This is a genomic window from Streptomyces pactum (assembly GCF_016031615.1).
Lineage (GTDB): Bacteria > Actinomycetota > Actinomycetes > Streptomycetales > Streptomycetaceae > Streptomyces > Streptomyces pactus.
Genome location: NZ_JACYXC010000001.1, coordinates 807,719 through 821,667, shown reverse-complemented (window position 1 = coordinate 821,667; position 13,949 = coordinate 807,719). Strand labels below are relative to the sequence as shown.

Below are 13,949 nucleotides of genomic sequence, written 5' to 3'. Positions count from 1 at the left end.
GCGGTGCTGCCGGCGGGCGGTTCGGCCACCTGTCTCATCCTGTCTCTCGCTGCTCGGGAGGGGATTTCCGGGGTAAGGAACAGGCTGCCGAGCATAACCTCTGGACAACGTTGTCAAGCCGGGGGAGACTGGCCGGCGTCACCGTCCCGTGCCCCGCCGGCAGGAGAGCCGACCCCGTATGCCAGCTGACCTCATCGCCGCGCTCGACATCGGCGGCACCAAGATCGCGGGCGCTCTGGTGGACGGGAGCGGCGAGCTGCCGGTCCGGGCCCGGCGCGCCACCCCGGCCCGGGAGGACGGGGCCACGGTGCTGGGCGCGGTCACCGCGGTGCTGCGGGAGCTGGCCGGCTCCCCGCTGTGGACGCGGGTGGCGGCGGTGGGCATCGGCAGCGCGGGCCCGGTGGACGCCTCGGCGGGCACCGTCAGCCCGGTCAACATCCCCGGCTGGCGCGGCTTCTCGCTGGTCGCCGCGGTCCGGGAGACCACCGGTGAGCTGCCGGTCACGCTGGTGGGCGACGGGGTGGCGATGACCGCCGCGGAACACTGGCGCGGCGCGGCCCGGGGCCGTACCGGGGCGCTGTGCATGGTGGTCTCCACCGGGGTCGGCGGCGGGCTGGTGCTCGGCGGCGAGCTGTACCCCGGCCCCACCGGCAATGCCGGCCACATCGGCCACATCAGCGTGGAACTGGAGGGCGATCCCTGTCCGTGCGGCGGCCGCGGCTGTGTGGAGCGCATCGCCAGCGGCCCCAACATCGCCCGCCGGGCGCTGGAGAACGGTTGGCGCCCGGGACCGGACGGGGACGTCTCGGCCGCCGCGGTGGCCGCCGCCGCCCGCGCCGGCGACCCGGTCGCCCGGGCCTCCTACGAGCGGGCCGCACGGGCCCTGGCCGCCGGCATCGCGGCCACCGCCGCCCTGGCCGAGATCGAGGTGGCGGTGATCGGCGGTGGCGTGGCGGGCGCCGGCGAGGTGTTGTTTGCGCCGCTGCGGCGGATGCTCGGCGACTACGCCACGCTCTCCTTCGTCCGCGGGCTGACCGTGGTGCCGGCCCGGACGGGCACCGACGCGGGGCTGCTGGGCGCCGCCGCCGCGGCGGCCCGCGGGACGCGGCTGTCGGGGTTCGGCACCGGCTCCTGAGCGGAGGTCCGGCCCGGGAACGGCCCGCGCCGGGCGCCCCCTTGCGGGGTGCCTGGTGTACGGGGTACCCGCCCGGTGCCGGTGGCCGGCCGGGCGGGTCCCGGAGGGCCGGGCGACCGGGCCGTGAGGACGCCGGTGCCGGGACGTGCGGCGCCGGGATGGGCGGCGCCGACAGGTGCGCTCCGGGATGTACGGCGCCAGGACGTGCGGCGGCGGGAGGTGCGGCGGCGGTGCCCTCGCCGCGTCGCCGTCGGGCCGGGGCCGGAGGGCGACCGCGGCACCGCCCTCGGCCGGAGGTCGTGCCGGGTGCGGTGCCGGGGGGCCGTGGCGGACGGCCGCCACCGGCGGTTCCGCCGGTTCCGGCCAGGGCGCTTCCGGCGCTGGCTAGGCTGCGCCGTATGGACATCGTCATACCGCTCTTCGACCGCTTCGAACCGCTCGACGCGATCGGGCCGTACGAGATCCTCGGCTACGTACCCGGCGCCACCGTCCGGTTCGTCACGGCCGAACCGGGCCTGGTGCAGGACGTGCTGGGCTCGCTGCCGGTGCACGTTCCGACCCGGTACACCGACGTGGAACGCTGCGACGTGCTGCTCGTCCCGGGCGGGGGCAGCTTCCTGACGATGGTGGACGACCCCGGCTTCCTCGGCTGGGTGCGGGAGATCCACGCCGGGACCCGCTTCACCACCTCGGTCTGCACCGGTTCCCTGGTGCTCGGCGCGGCCGGCCTGCTGGAGGGCCTGACGGCCACCACCCACTGGGCCGCGGTCACCGACCTGGAGGCGTACGGCGCCACCTACACCCCCGAACGGGTGGTGCGGCAGGGCCGGGTGATCACCTCGGCCGGCGTCTCCTCCGGGATCGACATGGCCGTCCGGCTCGCCGCGCTGCTCACCGACGAGGTGACCGCGCAGGCGATCCAGCTGTACACCGAGTACGATCCGCAACCTCCCTTCGACACCGGTTCGGTGGCCAAGGCCCCGGCCGAGGTGCTCGACCGGGCCCGCACCCTGGGCTGACCGCCCGGCGCCCCGCCGGCGATGCCGACCCCGGCACCGCCGGCGGACCGCCTCCGCCGTGGCCGCCGGCGCCGCAGCCGCATCCGGCACCGGGCCCGCCCGGTCCACCCGTTCCCGGCCCTGGTCACGTATCCGCGTCAGGACCGCACCCGATCCCGGGTGTACCCGTTCCCGTTCGGCGGACCGCAGCCGCAGCCGGACCCGCGCCGGCCGGCGCGCCGCGTGGCCGACCCCCAGCTGCCCGGCCCGGCCGGGCGTCGTGTCACCGGCGCGGCGGGGGAGCGGGCCGTGCCGCGGCCGGGTCCGGCGGGGCCGGGGTGTCCGGGGCGGGCGGGAGCCGGAGGCGGAAGCAGACCCGGTGCTGCCCGGGGCCGTCGTGGTCGGTGTGCACCGGCACGCCGCCGATCTCCAGGTCGCCCGGCTCGCAGACGAACCCCAACGCCCGGTGGAAGGCGATGGAGCCGGCGTTCCCCGGCGAGGTGACGGCCCGCACCTCGCGGCGGCCCGCCCCGGCGGCCTGGCGCAGGAATTCCGCGTAGAGACGGCGGCCCAGTCCCCGCCCGCGCAGCGCCGGGTCGACCCCCACGAAGTGGATGTACGCCTCCTCCTCGTTGTCCGCGGCGTGGAAGCCGACGAGGAAGGCCCGGATGCCGGACCCGTCCTCCAGGACCAGGCTGGTGCGGGAGAAGAACTGGAGGAACAGCCGGGGCAGCAGCAGTGACAGCTCGCGGGCCTGCTCGGGGGTGCGGGAGTCGCCCCACCACCGCTGTACGCGGTCCACGAGTGCGGGGTGGTCGGAGGGGCGCGCCGGGCGCAGCTCCGGTTCCGTGGTCATGTCCGTGGCTCCTCTCGTCCGCCCGTCCGGGCCGGAGGGCCCGCACGGGTGTGCCCGGGGTGCGTCGGCGGCCGGCCCCGGCTCCGGGCCCGGGCCGTGGTGTGTCACTCCGTCAGCCGGCTCAGCGTCCGCATCGCCTCGCGCTCCAGGGCGGCGATCTCACCGAGTGTGGCACCCGCCTGTTCCAGGTGGCGGGCGTCGCCGGAGGTGCCGGCCTTCTCGATCAGGCCCGCCACCGAGGTCCACAGCGTGGCCGCCTCGGCGTACAGCCGGTGGCCGGTGCGCAGTCCCGGGTTGCCGAGGAGTTCGGCGGATTCGGCGAGGAAATCGCGGTAGAGGTTGCGGAACAGCGAGCCGCCGGTGCCGGCCTCCTCCATCAGCCGGGCGGCCCGGACCAGGTCCCGCCCCGGGTCGTCGGTCCGCCCGAGCCAGGTGCGGACCCGCCGACCGGCGGTCTCGACGCCCCGGTGGCCGAGGTTGGCGATGGGCGGGTCGAGGAAGGCGGCGGCGCAGGCGGTGACCGCCGGGACGATCCGTTCCACCGGCGTGGGCGCGCTCGCGGGGACGGTGAGGGTGAAGGAGCGGTGCCGGGCGGTCATCGGGCCGCGGGCGGCCCGGGCCCGAGCGAGACCGTCCAGGCCGGTGCGCACCGCCCCGCCCTGCTGCGCGGTGTCCACCAGGTGGGCGTGGTGCTCGTCGTAGCCGTACATGGCGACGATGTGGCCGCCGAAGTGCACCTTGGTCCGGAAGTGGTCGAGGTGAAAGCTGTCGAGCTGCAGCCCCACCGGGCGGCCGGCGTCGATGGGCGCCGCCACGTCCTCCCAGGCCCGCCGGGCCGAGGTGGTCTCCCGGACGCGCAGGTCCAGTCCGAGTTGGGCGGCCAGGTTCCGGGTCAGTTCGAACGGCCTGACCCGTCCGCCCAGGAACGGGAAGCCCATGGCCTTGCTGTCCCAGTAGACGAAGGACAGGCCGGAGCCCAGGCCGAAGAGCATGGGTTCGGACAGGTCGAGCCCCTCGTGCCGCAGCAGCACGCCCAGCGCCGTCGTCTCGCAGTGTTCGCCGCCGCGGGCCTCGACGCCTGTCACCACGGTCATGTCCGGTCCTCCTCGACTGCGATGACCACCCGGGTCATGAGTTCCTCCGGGGGCGCCTCCGCCGGGCCCACCAGGTAAGCCTCCCGCGCCGGCGCCAGCGGGCGCAGTCCGCGCTCGTGGACGGTGGCGAGGAGGGCGTGGTAGGCCAGCGGAAGCTGGGCGTAGGGCCCGGTGTGCACGGTCTCGACCACCGGTCCGCCGGGCAGCACCTGCCGCTCCAGGCCCGGCGGGGCCGCCTCGGCCGGCACCGGCGCGCCGACGGCCATCTCCATCCGCTCGGCCGGATCCAGCGGGTACAGCCCCCACAGCGGCGGTTCCCACCCGGTCCCGGCCGCGGCCAGGGCGGGCAGCAGCCGGCCCGCGCACTCCGCGACCCGCTCCCCGATCCCGGCGGGGTCGCAGACCGCCCGCACCACCGCCAGCCGCCGCTCCGGCTCCCGGCCCAGCGTCACCCGGTAGCCGGGCAGGCCGTCCTCCGCCAGCCGGTCCAGCATCGCCAGCCGCGCCCGGTCCCGGCTGATCCGCTCGGCCAGCCGGTCGCGTTCGCCGCGCAGGATGCGCGCCCGGGACGCGGGCCCGGCGGCCAGGGCCCGGGCGATCACCGCCAGCGGCAGGTCCATGTCGCGCAGCAGGGCGATGGTCAGGGCGTCCCGCGCCTGTCCGGGGGCGTAGTAGCGGTAGCCGGTACCGGCGTCCACGTGGACCGGCGACAGCAGACCGGTCTCGTCGTAGTGGCGCAGCTGTTTGACGCTGAGCCGGCACAGCCGGGCGAAGCGCCCGATGGTGAGGAGGTCGTCGTGCACGCCCCCAGGGTGGACCCTCCCACCGGGGGAGAGTCCAGCCGCCGCCCGCTCTCCGTGCCCTCGCCGCCACGGTGACCGGGCCGGTCCCGGCCCACCGGCGGTGCCCGGCGCCGTGCCGCCACCGGCGCGGGCCCGGACCGCGGACCGTGACGGTCGTCAATCGCGCGGCGATGGCCGTCGGGCCGGCACGGGGTCCGGATCGCGGACCGGTGCGGCCGGGCCGTCCACCGGCGCGGCAGGGGCCGCGAACAGCGCGCGTTTCCGTGACAGGCTGGTGCGGGCAATTGTCAGGGGGTCAACGGGAAGAGGGGGATTCGTGATCGTCTGGCTGAACGGTGCGTTCGGTGCGGGCAAGACCACAACGGCCCGGGCTCTGGTGGACCTGCTCCCCGGCAGCAACCTCTACGACCCGGAGAAGGTCGGCGACCTGCTCCGGGTGACACTGCCCCGCAAACGGCTGGCGGAGGTCACCGACTACCAGGACCTGCCGTCGTGGCGGCGGCTGGTGGTGGAGACCGGGGCGGCGCTCCACGCCGAGGTGGGCGGCCCGCTGGTGGCCCCCATGACGCTGCTCAAACAGGAGTACCGGGACGAGATCTTCGGCGGCTTCGCAGCGCGCCGGATACCGGTCCGCCACGTCCTGCTCCGCCCCGACGAAACGATCCTTCGTCGGCGCATCGACGAGCGCGAGGAGGTGCCGGGCGACCCGGAGGCGAGCGAGTCCGTACGCCGCTGGTGCCGGGACCACCTCGCGCCGTACCGGGACGCGCTCGCCTGGATCGGCGACGACGCCCATGTGGTGGACACCACCGGGCTGAGCCCGGCCCAGGTCGCCGAACGCGTGGCGGACGCGGTACGGGGCGGCGCCGGCGCCTGCGACATCGTGCAGACCCCCGAGCCGTCCGGCCAGACCGTCGCCGCGGGGGTGCTGTTCTTCGACGAACGGGACCGGGTGCTGCTGGTCGATCCGACGTACAAGCCGGGCTGGGAGTTCCCCGGCGGGGTCGTGGAGACCGGCGAGCCGCCGACCCGGACCGGGGTGCGCGAGGTCGCCGAGGAGCTGGGGCTGCGGCTGGACGGGGAGCTGCGGCTCCTGGTGGTGGACTGGGAGCCGCCGCACCCGCCCGGCCACGGAGGACTGCGGCTGCTGTTCGACGGCGGCCGGCTCGACGCCCCGAGCGCCGCCGAACTCCTGTTGCCGGGCGACGAGTTGCGCGGCTGGCGGTTCGTCACCGAGCAGCAGGCGGCCGGGCTGCTGCCGCCTCAGCGGCAGCAGCGGCTCAGCTGGGCGCTGCGCGCCAGGGAGCGGGGCCGGCCGGTCTACCTGGAGGCGGGGGAGCCCGGCGGGGCGGCGCCGCCGGTGCCGCTGGGCGGCGTTCCGGACCCGGCGCGCCCCTGACCCCCGGACCGCACCGCCCGCCCGGCCCCTGACCGGTCCCCTGCGGGGTCCGTTGCGCTCCGCGCGTCCCCTTGCGTGCGTCACCGCGCCGGACCGCGGCCGCCTCCGTCCGGCCGCCCGGCACTGCCCGGCACCGCTCGGCACCTCCCGGCACCGCTCGGCACAGGGTGGTGTCACCCGGCGCCGGGCGGTGCCGGGTGCTGGGGCCCGGGCGGTGCCGGGACCGGCGGGCCGGCGCGTGCGGCCCCGGAACGTTTCGCCGTACCACGGGCGCGAGAGACCGGGGGCGCTGGAGACGGAGAGCGCGGGAGTGGAGGGCGACGGGGACCGGAGCGCGGGAGACAGGGCGCGGGAAACCGGGGGCGCGGGGGCCGTACTCCCCGCGCGGTACCGCGGGTGTCGTCGGCCGTACGACGACCCGGCGGGCCCCGACGGCCAGGCTCGGTGGTGAAGCCGGTGGTGCCGGACGGACGGCACCGGCACCGGCGTTCGTACCGAGGAGTTGAGCGACATGACACCCCTGGCACAGGCCCTCGCCGGGCCCGGCGGACCGGGCCCGTGGATCCTGTTGGTCCCGCTCGTCTGGGCCCTGGTGGTGGCCGGCGCGGTCCTTGTGCTGCGCCGCACCGCATGGCGTGGCCGGCCGCCCTGGCACGGGCCGCGCGACGGCGCTGGCCACGGTCCCTCGCCGGCCACCGTGCTGGGCCGCCGGTTCGCCGCCGGCCAGATCGACGAGGACGAGTACCGGCGCCGGCTGGCCGTCCTGGACGAGCGGTCAGGCACCGGGTCCCACGAGGGAGGTGACTCATGACCGCCGCGGCGGCCCGCGTGGTGGACGCCGTGTAGGTCCACGGATCCGGGGACACCTCGGTACGGGCGCTGAACGGGGTGAGCATCGACTTCCCCGCCGGCCGCTTCACGGCGATCACGGGCCGTCCGGGTCCGGCAAGTCCACCCTGATGCACTGCGCCGCCGGGCTCGACACCCTCACCTCGGGCTCCAGGTACATCGCGGGCACCGAGCTGGGCGGGCTCGGCGACCGGAAGCTGACCCTGCTCCGCAGGGAGCACGTCGGCTTCGTCTTCCAGTCCTCCAACCTGGTGCCCACCCTGACCGTCGCGGAGAACATCACCCTGCCCCAGGACCTTTCGGGCGTCCGTGCCGACGCCGGGGAGCGGGCCTGGGTGGACACCCTGATCGACATCGTCGGGCTCCGCGGACGGCTCCACCACCGCCCGTCCGAGCTGTCCGGCGGGCAGCAGCAACGGGTGGCGGTGGCCCGCGCCTTCGCGGCGCGGCCGGACGTGGTCTTCGCCGACGAGCCGACCGGAAACCTGGACTCCCGCTCCGGCGAGGAGGTGCTGCGGCTGCTGGGCCGGGCCGTCCGGGAAATGGGCCGGACGGTGGTCATGGTCACCCACGACCCGGTCGCCGCCGCCCACGCGGACGAGGTGGTCTTCCTCGCCGACGGCCGGCTGGTGGACCGGATGCCGGAACCGACCGCCGAACGCGTGCTGGACCGGATGCAGCGGTTCCTGCCGGCGGACGGCGGCCGGACCACCGGCGCCGGGCCGTCCGGAACCCGCCCGGGCTCGGCGCCAGGGGCCCGGCCATGAACCGCCGAACCTCCCCGCCCACCGGGGCCCGTGGCGCGGCCGCCGCGGCCCGCGCCACCTGGCGCATCGCCCGCGCCTCCCTGCGGGCCCACCGGCGGCGCCTCGCCGGTACCTCCCCCGCCGTGCTGCTCGGCGTCTCCTTCCTCACCGGAACGCTGGTGATGGGCGACACCCTGCGGTCGAGCTTCGACACGCTGTTCACCGACGCCAACGGGGGCACCGACGCCGTGGTGCGCAGCGCCGACGCGATCACCGCCCCCGGCCAGGGCCAGGGCACCCGCCAACCGGTGGACGCCGCCCTCGCCCGGCGTCTGGAGCGGGTGCCGGGCGTCGCCGCCGCCGAGTCCGGCATCCAGGGCGCCGGCCAGCTCATCGGCCGTGACGGCGAACGGGGCCGTGGTCAACCGCGCCACCGCCGAGGCGGGTGACCTGCGGATCGGCGACACCACGGTGCTGCGCACCCCCGAACCGCTCCGGATCACCGTCGTCGGCCTCGTCACCTTCGGCACCGAGGACGGCATGGGCCCGGCGACGTACACCGGACTCACCCGGGCCGACGCCGAGCGGTACCTGACCTCCGGCCCCGGGAAGGCCGACAGCATCCAGTTGCGGGCCGGCCCCGGCGTCGGCCGGGACGAACTGGTGGCGCGGATACGGCCGGTGCTGCCCGACGGCGTGGAGGCGATCACCGGCGACCAGGCCTCAGAGGAAAGCCTGGACCTGGTCTCCGGACGCTTCCTGACCATGTTCACCGCGCTGCTGACGGTGTTCGCCGGGATCGCGCTGCTGGTGGCGACCTTCAGCATCCACAACACCTTCGCCACCGTCGTCGCCCAGCGCACCCGCGAGAACGCGCTGCTGCGCACGCTCGGCGCGGGCCTTCACGGTGGCCGCGGTCTACGCTCGGGACGACCTGGCCGGGGACTACGTGATCACCCGCGACGCCTGGGCACCGCACCGCACTCACGACTCCGACACCCTGGTCGCGGTCTCCCTCCGGGACGGCGTGCCTCTGGCGGAGGGCCCGGCCGGCCCGGCGCGCCGCGCGGCTCGACGTGCTCCGAGCCATCGGCACGGAGTGAACCCCGCCGCCCCGCCACCGCACCGCGGTCCCTTCCCACGGCCCCGCCGGCCGGGAGGGGACCGCGGTGCGGCCGTCACCCCTCGTACCCGTGCGGCGCGGGCGCCCCACCGAAGTGGTTCAGACCTCTTGTTTCGTGCGCGGAACCGCGCCTAGTCTCCTGCCTGTTGTGCCCAGTGAAACACCCGTTGCACATGATGCAACGAGATGGGGGTCTGTTATGAAGGTCCGCGCCCTCTCCGCCGCCCGGCCGGCGGCCCGGGTCATGGCGGCGGTGCTGCTCTCGGCGCTCGCCGCCGCCGGCTGTGCCCCGTCCACCTCGGACAACAGCGCCAAGGGCGACGCCAAGAGCGGCACCCTGCGGGTCTGGCTCTTCCGGGAGGTGGACAACGCGCCCAAGGAGAAGGTGGTGGACCGGGCCGTCGCCGCCTTCACCGCACGCCACCAGGACGTCAAGGTGGACATCTCCTACATTCCCGTCGACACCCGGGCCCAGAAGATCAAGGCCGCCTTCAACGACCCCAGCAGCGCCCCGGACCTGATCGAGTACGGCAACACCGACACCGCCGGGTACGTCGAGGACGGCGGACTCGCCGACATCAGCAAGGAGTTCGCCGCCTGGCCGGAGACCGCGGACACCGACCCGACGGCCCGGCGGTCCGTCACCGTGGACGGCAAGGTCTACGGCGCGCCGCTCTTCGTCGGCGTCCGGGCGCTGTACTACCGCACCGACGTCTTCCGGGAGCTGGGCATCGAGGTGCCGCGGACCCTGGCGGAGGTGGCGGAGACGGCGAAGCGCATCCGCGCCGAGCGACCGGAACTGTACGGGCTCGCGGTCGGCGGCGCGTACACCTACGGGGCCATGCCGTTCATCTGGGCCAACGGGGGCGAACTCGCCCGGGAGAAGGACGGCCGGTACACCGCGGCCATCGACGACCCGGCCGCCCGCACCGGCATCCGCGCCTACACCTCCCTCTTCGGCGACCACAACTGCCCGGCGTCCGCCTGCGCCCAGTGGGGCGGCAACGACACGGTGCAGGCATTCGCCTCCGGGAAGGCGGGGATGGCCATCGGCGGTGACTTCAACCACCAGGCGGTGGAGAGCGGCGCGGTCAAGGGCCGTTACGCCGTGGTGCCGCTGCCCGGCCGCCGCCCCGGCGACATCGCCCCCGCCTTCGCGGGCGGCAACAACATCGGCGTCCTCAAGAGCAGCGGCCACCGCACGCTCGCCGTGGAGCTGATGAAGTCCCTGGCCGGCAAGGAGACCCAGGCCGAGCTGTTCGACGCGATGGGCTTCCTGCCCACCTTCACCGACGTCCGCGCCGAGGCGGCGAAGCGCAGGCCGTTCGTCGCCCCCTTCGTCAAGACGCTCGACGCCGGCACCAAGTTCGTGCCCGCCTCACCCGCCTGGGCGTCCATCGACTCCGGGCTGGTCCTGCCCACCATGTTCCAGGAGATCGTCAGCGGCCGGAAGGACGTGGACGACGCCGCCGGGGCCGCCGCGGACAAGATGGACGAGGCGTTCCGCTCATGAGCGGCCGAGGCGTGGCGAAGGCTCCGGCCGGGGCGGCCGCGGCCGCCCCGGCGGTGACGGAGCGACCCGAGCGCGGGGACGGGCGCCGGTCCGGCGCCGCCCGGCGCGGGCGGTGGACCCCCTGGCTCTACCTGGCACCCGCCCTGCTGGTCCTCGGCGGACTGCTGCTCTACCCCATCTACCAACTCGTCCTGATCTCCTTCCTGAAGTACACCCAGGCCCAGGTCAGCGGCGGCGAACCCACCACCTTCGAGGGCCTGGCCAACTACACCCGGCTCTTCGGCGACGAGCAGTTCTGGGAGGTGCTGACCACCACCGTCGTCTTCGCCGCCGTCTGTGTCGTCGCCACCCTCGCCGTCGGCTGCGCGCTGGCCGTACTGCTCACCCGCATCCGCGCGCTGCCCCGGCTGGCGCTGATGCTGGCCGCGCTCGGCGCCTGGGCCACCCCCGCCATCACCGGCTCCACCGTCTGGGTCTTCCTCTTCGACCCCGACTACGGCCCGGTCAACCGGGTCCTGGTGTGGTTCGGGCTCGGCGGGTTCCAGGACTACTCGTGGACCTACGGCCGCTACAGCGCCTTCGCGCTGGTGCTCTTCGAGGTCGTGTGGTGCTCGTTCCCGTTCGTGATGGTGACCGTCTACGCGGGCATCAAGGCCATCCCCCAGGAGGTCCTGGAGGCCGCGTCGCTCGACGGCGCCTCGCAGTGGCGCATCTGGCGGGCGGTCATGGCGCCGATGCTCCGGCCGATCCTGGTCGTGGTCACCATCCAGTCCATCATCTGGGACTTCAAGGTCTTCACCCAGATCTACGTGATGACCGACGGCGGCGGCGTCGCCGGTCAGAACCTGGTCCTCAACGTCTACGCCTACCAGAAGGCCTTCGCGTCGTCGCAGTACAGCCTGGGCTCGGCGATCGGCGTGGTGATGCTGCTCATCCTGCTCGTGGTGACGCTGGTGTACCTGCGGCTGCTGCGCCGCAGGGGGGAGGAACTGTGACCGTGCGCGTCCCGCGTATCCGCAAGCCCTGGCGGCTGGTGGCCGAGGCGACCGCCCTGCTGGTGGCCGCCGTCGTCGCCTTCCCGCTGTACTGGATGGTGCTGTCGGCACTGAAGCCGGCCGGTGAGGTGCAGTCCACCGAGCCCCGGCCCTGGACCCTGCACCCCTCGCTGGACGCCTTCCGGCGCGTGCTGGACCAGGAGGACTTCGGGCGCTACTTCCTCAACAGCCTGCTGGTGGCCGGGACGGTGGTGATCGCCTCCGCGCTGATCGCCTTCCTGGCCGCCACCGCCGTCACCCGCTTCAAGTTCCGCTTCCGCACCACGCTGCTGGTGATGTTCCTGGTGGCGCAGATGGTGCCGGTCGAGGCGCTCACCATCCCGATGTTCTTCCTGATGCGGGACATGGGGGAGAGCGTGCCGGCGATCGGGCTGAACACCCTCGGTTCGCTGATCCTGCCGCACATCGCCTTCTCGCTGCCGTTCGCGATCTGGATGCTGCGCGGCTTCGTGCGGGCCGTCCCCGAGTCGCTGGAGGAACAGGCCGCGCTCGACGGCGCCAGCCGCACCCGCTTCCTGTGGCAGATCCTCTTTCCGCTGGTCCTGCCCGGACTGGTGGCGACGAGCGTGTTCTCCTTCATCTCCGCCTGGAACGACTTCCTCTTCGCCCGCACCTTCATCATCAGCGACACCGAGAACTCCACCCTGCCGATGGCGCTGCTGGTCTTCTTCAAGGACGAGGGCAACGACTGGGGCGGCATCATGGCCGCGTCCACCCTCATGACCATCCCGGTGCTGATCTTCTTCGTCCTGGTCCAGCGGCGGCTGGTCTCCGGGCTGGGCGGCGCGGTGAAGGAATAGGAAGGACACCGGCGGGTCCCGGGGCCGCGCGGCGGTCCCGGGGGCCGTGCGGTCCTCGGAACCGTTCGGTCCTCCGGTGCCCCGCGGTTCCGGGGGCCGGTCCGGCCGGACGTCCCAGGCCCCGGGGGTGGCACGCCACCCCCGGGGCCTGGGACGTTTCCGGCCGGGACGCGGCGCGCGCGGTCAGCCCGCCCGGGACGCCGCGTACTTGCGCAGGAACAGCGCCTCGGTGAGCGACAGCCGCTCCAGCTCCTCCGGCGAGACGCTCTCGTTGACCGCGTGGATCTGCGCCTCCGGCTCGCTCAGCCCGATGAGCAGGATCTCCGCCTCGGGGTAGAGCGCGGCGAGGGTGTTGCACAGCGGGATGGAGCCGCCCTGTCCGGCGATCGCCATCGGGATGCCGTCGTACGCCTCCCGCATCGCCTCGCTCATCGCGGTGTACGCCGGGCTGCTGGTGTCCGCCCGGAACGGCTGCCCCTGGCCGACCTGCTCCACCCGCACCCGGGCGCCCCACGGGGCGGCGTTCTCCAGGTGCGCGGTGAGCAGCTTGGTCGCCTCGGCGGCATCGGTGCCCGGCGGCACCCGCAGGCTGACCAGCGCCCGTGCGCCCGCCTGCACCGAGGGGGTGGCGCCGATGACCGGCGGGCAGTCGATGCCGATCACGGTCACCGCCGGACGCGCCCAGATCCGGTCGGCGACGGTGCCGGAACCGATCAGCTCCACGCCGTCCAGCACCTTGGCGTCCCGGCGGAAGTCCTCCTCGGGGTACTGCAGCCCGTCCCACTCGGCGTCCGCGGCCAGGCCGGCGACCGTGGTGGAGCCGTCCTCGGCGCGCAGCGAGTCCAGGATGCGGATCAGCGCGGCCAGCGCGTCCGGGGCCGCCCCGCCGAACTGCCCGGAGTGCAGGTTGCCGGCGAGCGTGTCCACCTCCACCCGCACCATGGTCATCCCGCGCAGGGTGGCGGTGACCGTGGGGAGCCCGACCCGGAAGTTCCCGCAGTCGCCGATCACGATGGTGTCGGCGGTGAGCAGCTCCGGGTGCTCCTCGGCGTACCGCTCCAGACCGCCGGTGCCCTGCTCCTCGGAGCCCTCCACGATCACCTTGACGCCGACCGGGATGCCCCCGGTCGCCTTCAGCGCCCGCAGCGCGATCAGGTGCATGATCAGGCCGCCCTTGCAGTCGGCGGCGCCCCGCCCGTACCAGCGACCGTCCCGCTCGGTCAGCTCGAACGGCGGGGAGAGCCAGGCGTCCTCGTCCAGCGGCGGCTGCACGTCGTAGTGGGCGTAGAGCAGCACGGTCGGGGCGCCGGCCGGTCCGGGCAGGTGGCCGTACACCGACTGGGTCCCGTCCGGGGTGTCCAGCAGCGCGACGTCCTGGAAACCCTCGGCGCGCAGCGCGTCGGCGGCCCAGCGGGCGGCGCCCTCGCACTCGCTCCGGGGGAACTGGGCCTCGTCCGCGACCGACCGGAAGGCCACGAATTCGGCCAGCTCGGTGCGGGCACGGGGAAGCAGGGATGCGACGGACTCGGCCAGATCCATGGGGACGCTCCTGGGATGCACAGCGTTGGGCACGTATGT

The 13,949-nt window shown here is 74.8% G+C and carries 11 protein-coding genes and 2 pseudogenes; 9 read left to right on the top strand and 4 right to left on the bottom strand.

Annotated elements, in window-relative coordinates; translation table 11 throughout:
• Positions 1-178: 178 nt before the first annotated feature.
• Together IHE55_RS03270 and IHE55_RS03265 are read left to right on the top strand one after the other, a co-directional pair.
• Positions 179-1,135, top strand: coding sequence for an ROK family protein (locus IHE55_RS03270; RefSeq protein WP_197987636.1), 957 nt, complete (start codon positions 179-181; stop codon positions 1,133-1,135).
• Positions 1,136-1,533: 398 nt separating this feature from the next.
• Positions 1,534-2,154 (top strand): DJ-1/PfpI family protein, encoded by a 621-nt coding sequence (locus tag IHE55_RS03265; RefSeq protein WP_197987635.1) that lies wholly within the window; start codon positions 1,534-1,536, stop codon positions 2,152-2,154.
• 262 nt (positions 2,155-2,416) lie between these two features.
• Here IHE55_RS03265 and IHE55_RS03260 read toward each other — a convergent pair whose 3' ends face one another.
• From IHE55_RS03260 to IHE55_RS32505, 3 genes are all read right to left on the bottom strand, one after another.
• On the bottom strand, positions 2,417-2,989 hold the full coding sequence (locus IHE55_RS03260) for a GNAT family N-acetyltransferase (RefSeq protein ID WP_197987634.1): 573 nt from the start codon (positions 2,987-2,989) through the stop codon (positions 2,417-2,419).
• 104 nt (positions 2,990-3,093) lie between these two features.
• A complete protein-coding gene (locus IHE55_RS03255) occupies positions 3,094-4,083 on the bottom strand; it encodes a BtrH N-terminal domain-containing protein (RefSeq protein WP_197987633.1) in 990 nt (329 codons plus the stop codon).
• Positions 4,080-4,886 (bottom strand): MerR family transcriptional regulator, encoded by an 807-nt coding sequence (locus IHE55_RS32505; protein WP_197987632.1) that lies wholly within the window; start codon positions 4,884-4,886, stop codon positions 4,080-4,082. Before IHE55_RS32505 ends, IHE55_RS03255 begins: the two co-directional genes overlap by 4 nt.
• 316 nt (positions 4,887-5,202) lie before the next feature.
• Between IHE55_RS32505 and IHE55_RS03245 the strand changes: the two genes are divergently transcribed.
• From IHE55_RS03245 to IHE55_RS03215, 7 genes and pseudogenes are all read left to right on the top strand, one after another.
• Positions 5,203-6,285: an NUDIX hydrolase gene (locus IHE55_RS03245; protein ID WP_197987631.1), complete on the top strand. Its 1,083-nt coding sequence runs from the start codon at positions 5,203-5,205 to the stop codon at positions 6,283-6,285.
• Between the two features lie 511 nt (positions 6,286-6,796).
• Positions 6,797-7,096, top strand: coding sequence for an SHOCT domain-containing protein (locus tag IHE55_RS03240; protein WP_197987630.1), 300 nt, complete (start codon positions 6,797-6,799; stop codon positions 7,094-7,096).
• Positions 7,093-7,901: pseudogene (locus tag IHE55_RS03235) on the top strand (ABC transporter ATP-binding protein). Before IHE55_RS03240 ends, IHE55_RS03235 begins: the two are co-directional and overlap by 4 nt.
• Positions 7,898-8,777 (top strand): annotated as a pseudogene (locus IHE55_RS03230) (ABC transporter substrate-binding protein); the annotation flags it as partial. The pseudogenes IHE55_RS03235 and IHE55_RS03230, both read left to right, overlap by 4 nt.
• Before the next feature lie 425 nt (positions 8,778-9,202).
• Complete coding sequence (locus IHE55_RS03225; RefSeq protein ID WP_197987629.1) at positions 9,203-10,516, top strand: extracellular solute-binding protein; 1,314 nt, start codon at positions 9,203-9,205, stop codon at positions 10,514-10,516.
• The gene (locus tag IHE55_RS03220; protein WP_197987628.1) at positions 10,513-11,511 is read left to right on the top strand and encodes a carbohydrate ABC transporter permease; all 999 of its coding nucleotides are present in this window, start codon (positions 10,513-10,515) and stop codon (positions 11,509-11,511) included. Before IHE55_RS03225 ends, IHE55_RS03220 begins: the two co-directional genes overlap by 4 nt.
• A 2-nt stretch (positions 11,512-11,513) precedes the next feature.
• Positions 11,514-12,371, top strand: a complete 858-nt coding sequence (locus tag IHE55_RS03215) for a carbohydrate ABC transporter permease (RefSeq protein WP_197987627.1) — start codon at positions 11,514-11,516, stop codon at positions 12,369-12,371.
• Positions 12,372-12,554: 183 nt separating this feature from the next.
• On the opposite strand, the gene IHE55_RS03210 is transcribed toward IHE55_RS03215, so the two are convergent.
• On the bottom strand, positions 12,555-13,910 hold the full coding sequence (locus IHE55_RS03210; protein ID WP_197987626.1) for a dipeptidase: 1,356 nt from the start codon (positions 13,908-13,910) through the stop codon (positions 12,555-12,557).
• Positions 13,911-13,949 lie beyond the last annotated feature (39 nt).

Coding starts and splice junctions, on each gene's coding strand:
- IHE55_RS03220 (WP_197987628.1), top strand. CDS start 10,513: ATGAGCGGCCGAGGCGTGGCGAAGGCTCCGGCCGGGGCGGCCGCGGCC.
- IHE55_RS03255 (WP_197987633.1), bottom strand. CDS start 4,083: ATGACCGTGGTGACAGGCGTCGAGGCCCGCGGCGGCGAACACTGCGAG.
- IHE55_RS03225 (WP_197987629.1), top strand. CDS start 9,203: ATGAAGGTCCGCGCCCTCTCCGCCGCCCGGCCGGCGGCCCGGGTCATG.
- IHE55_RS03240 (WP_197987630.1), top strand. CDS start 6,797: ATGACACCCCTGGCACAGGCCCTCGCCGGGCCCGGCGGACCGGGCCCG.
- IHE55_RS03265 (WP_197987635.1), top strand. CDS start 1,534: ATGGACATCGTCATACCGCTCTTCGACCGCTTCGAACCGCTCGACGCG.
- IHE55_RS03210 (WP_197987626.1), bottom strand. CDS start 13,910: ATGGATCTGGCCGAGTCCGTCGCATCCCTGCTTCCCCGTGCCCGCACC.
- IHE55_RS03270 (WP_197987636.1), top strand. CDS start 179: ATGCCAGCTGACCTCATCGCCGCGCTCGACATCGGCGGCACCAAGATC.
- IHE55_RS03260 (WP_197987634.1), bottom strand. CDS start 2,989: ATGACCACGGAACCGGAGCTGCGCCCGGCGCGCCCCTCCGACCACCCC.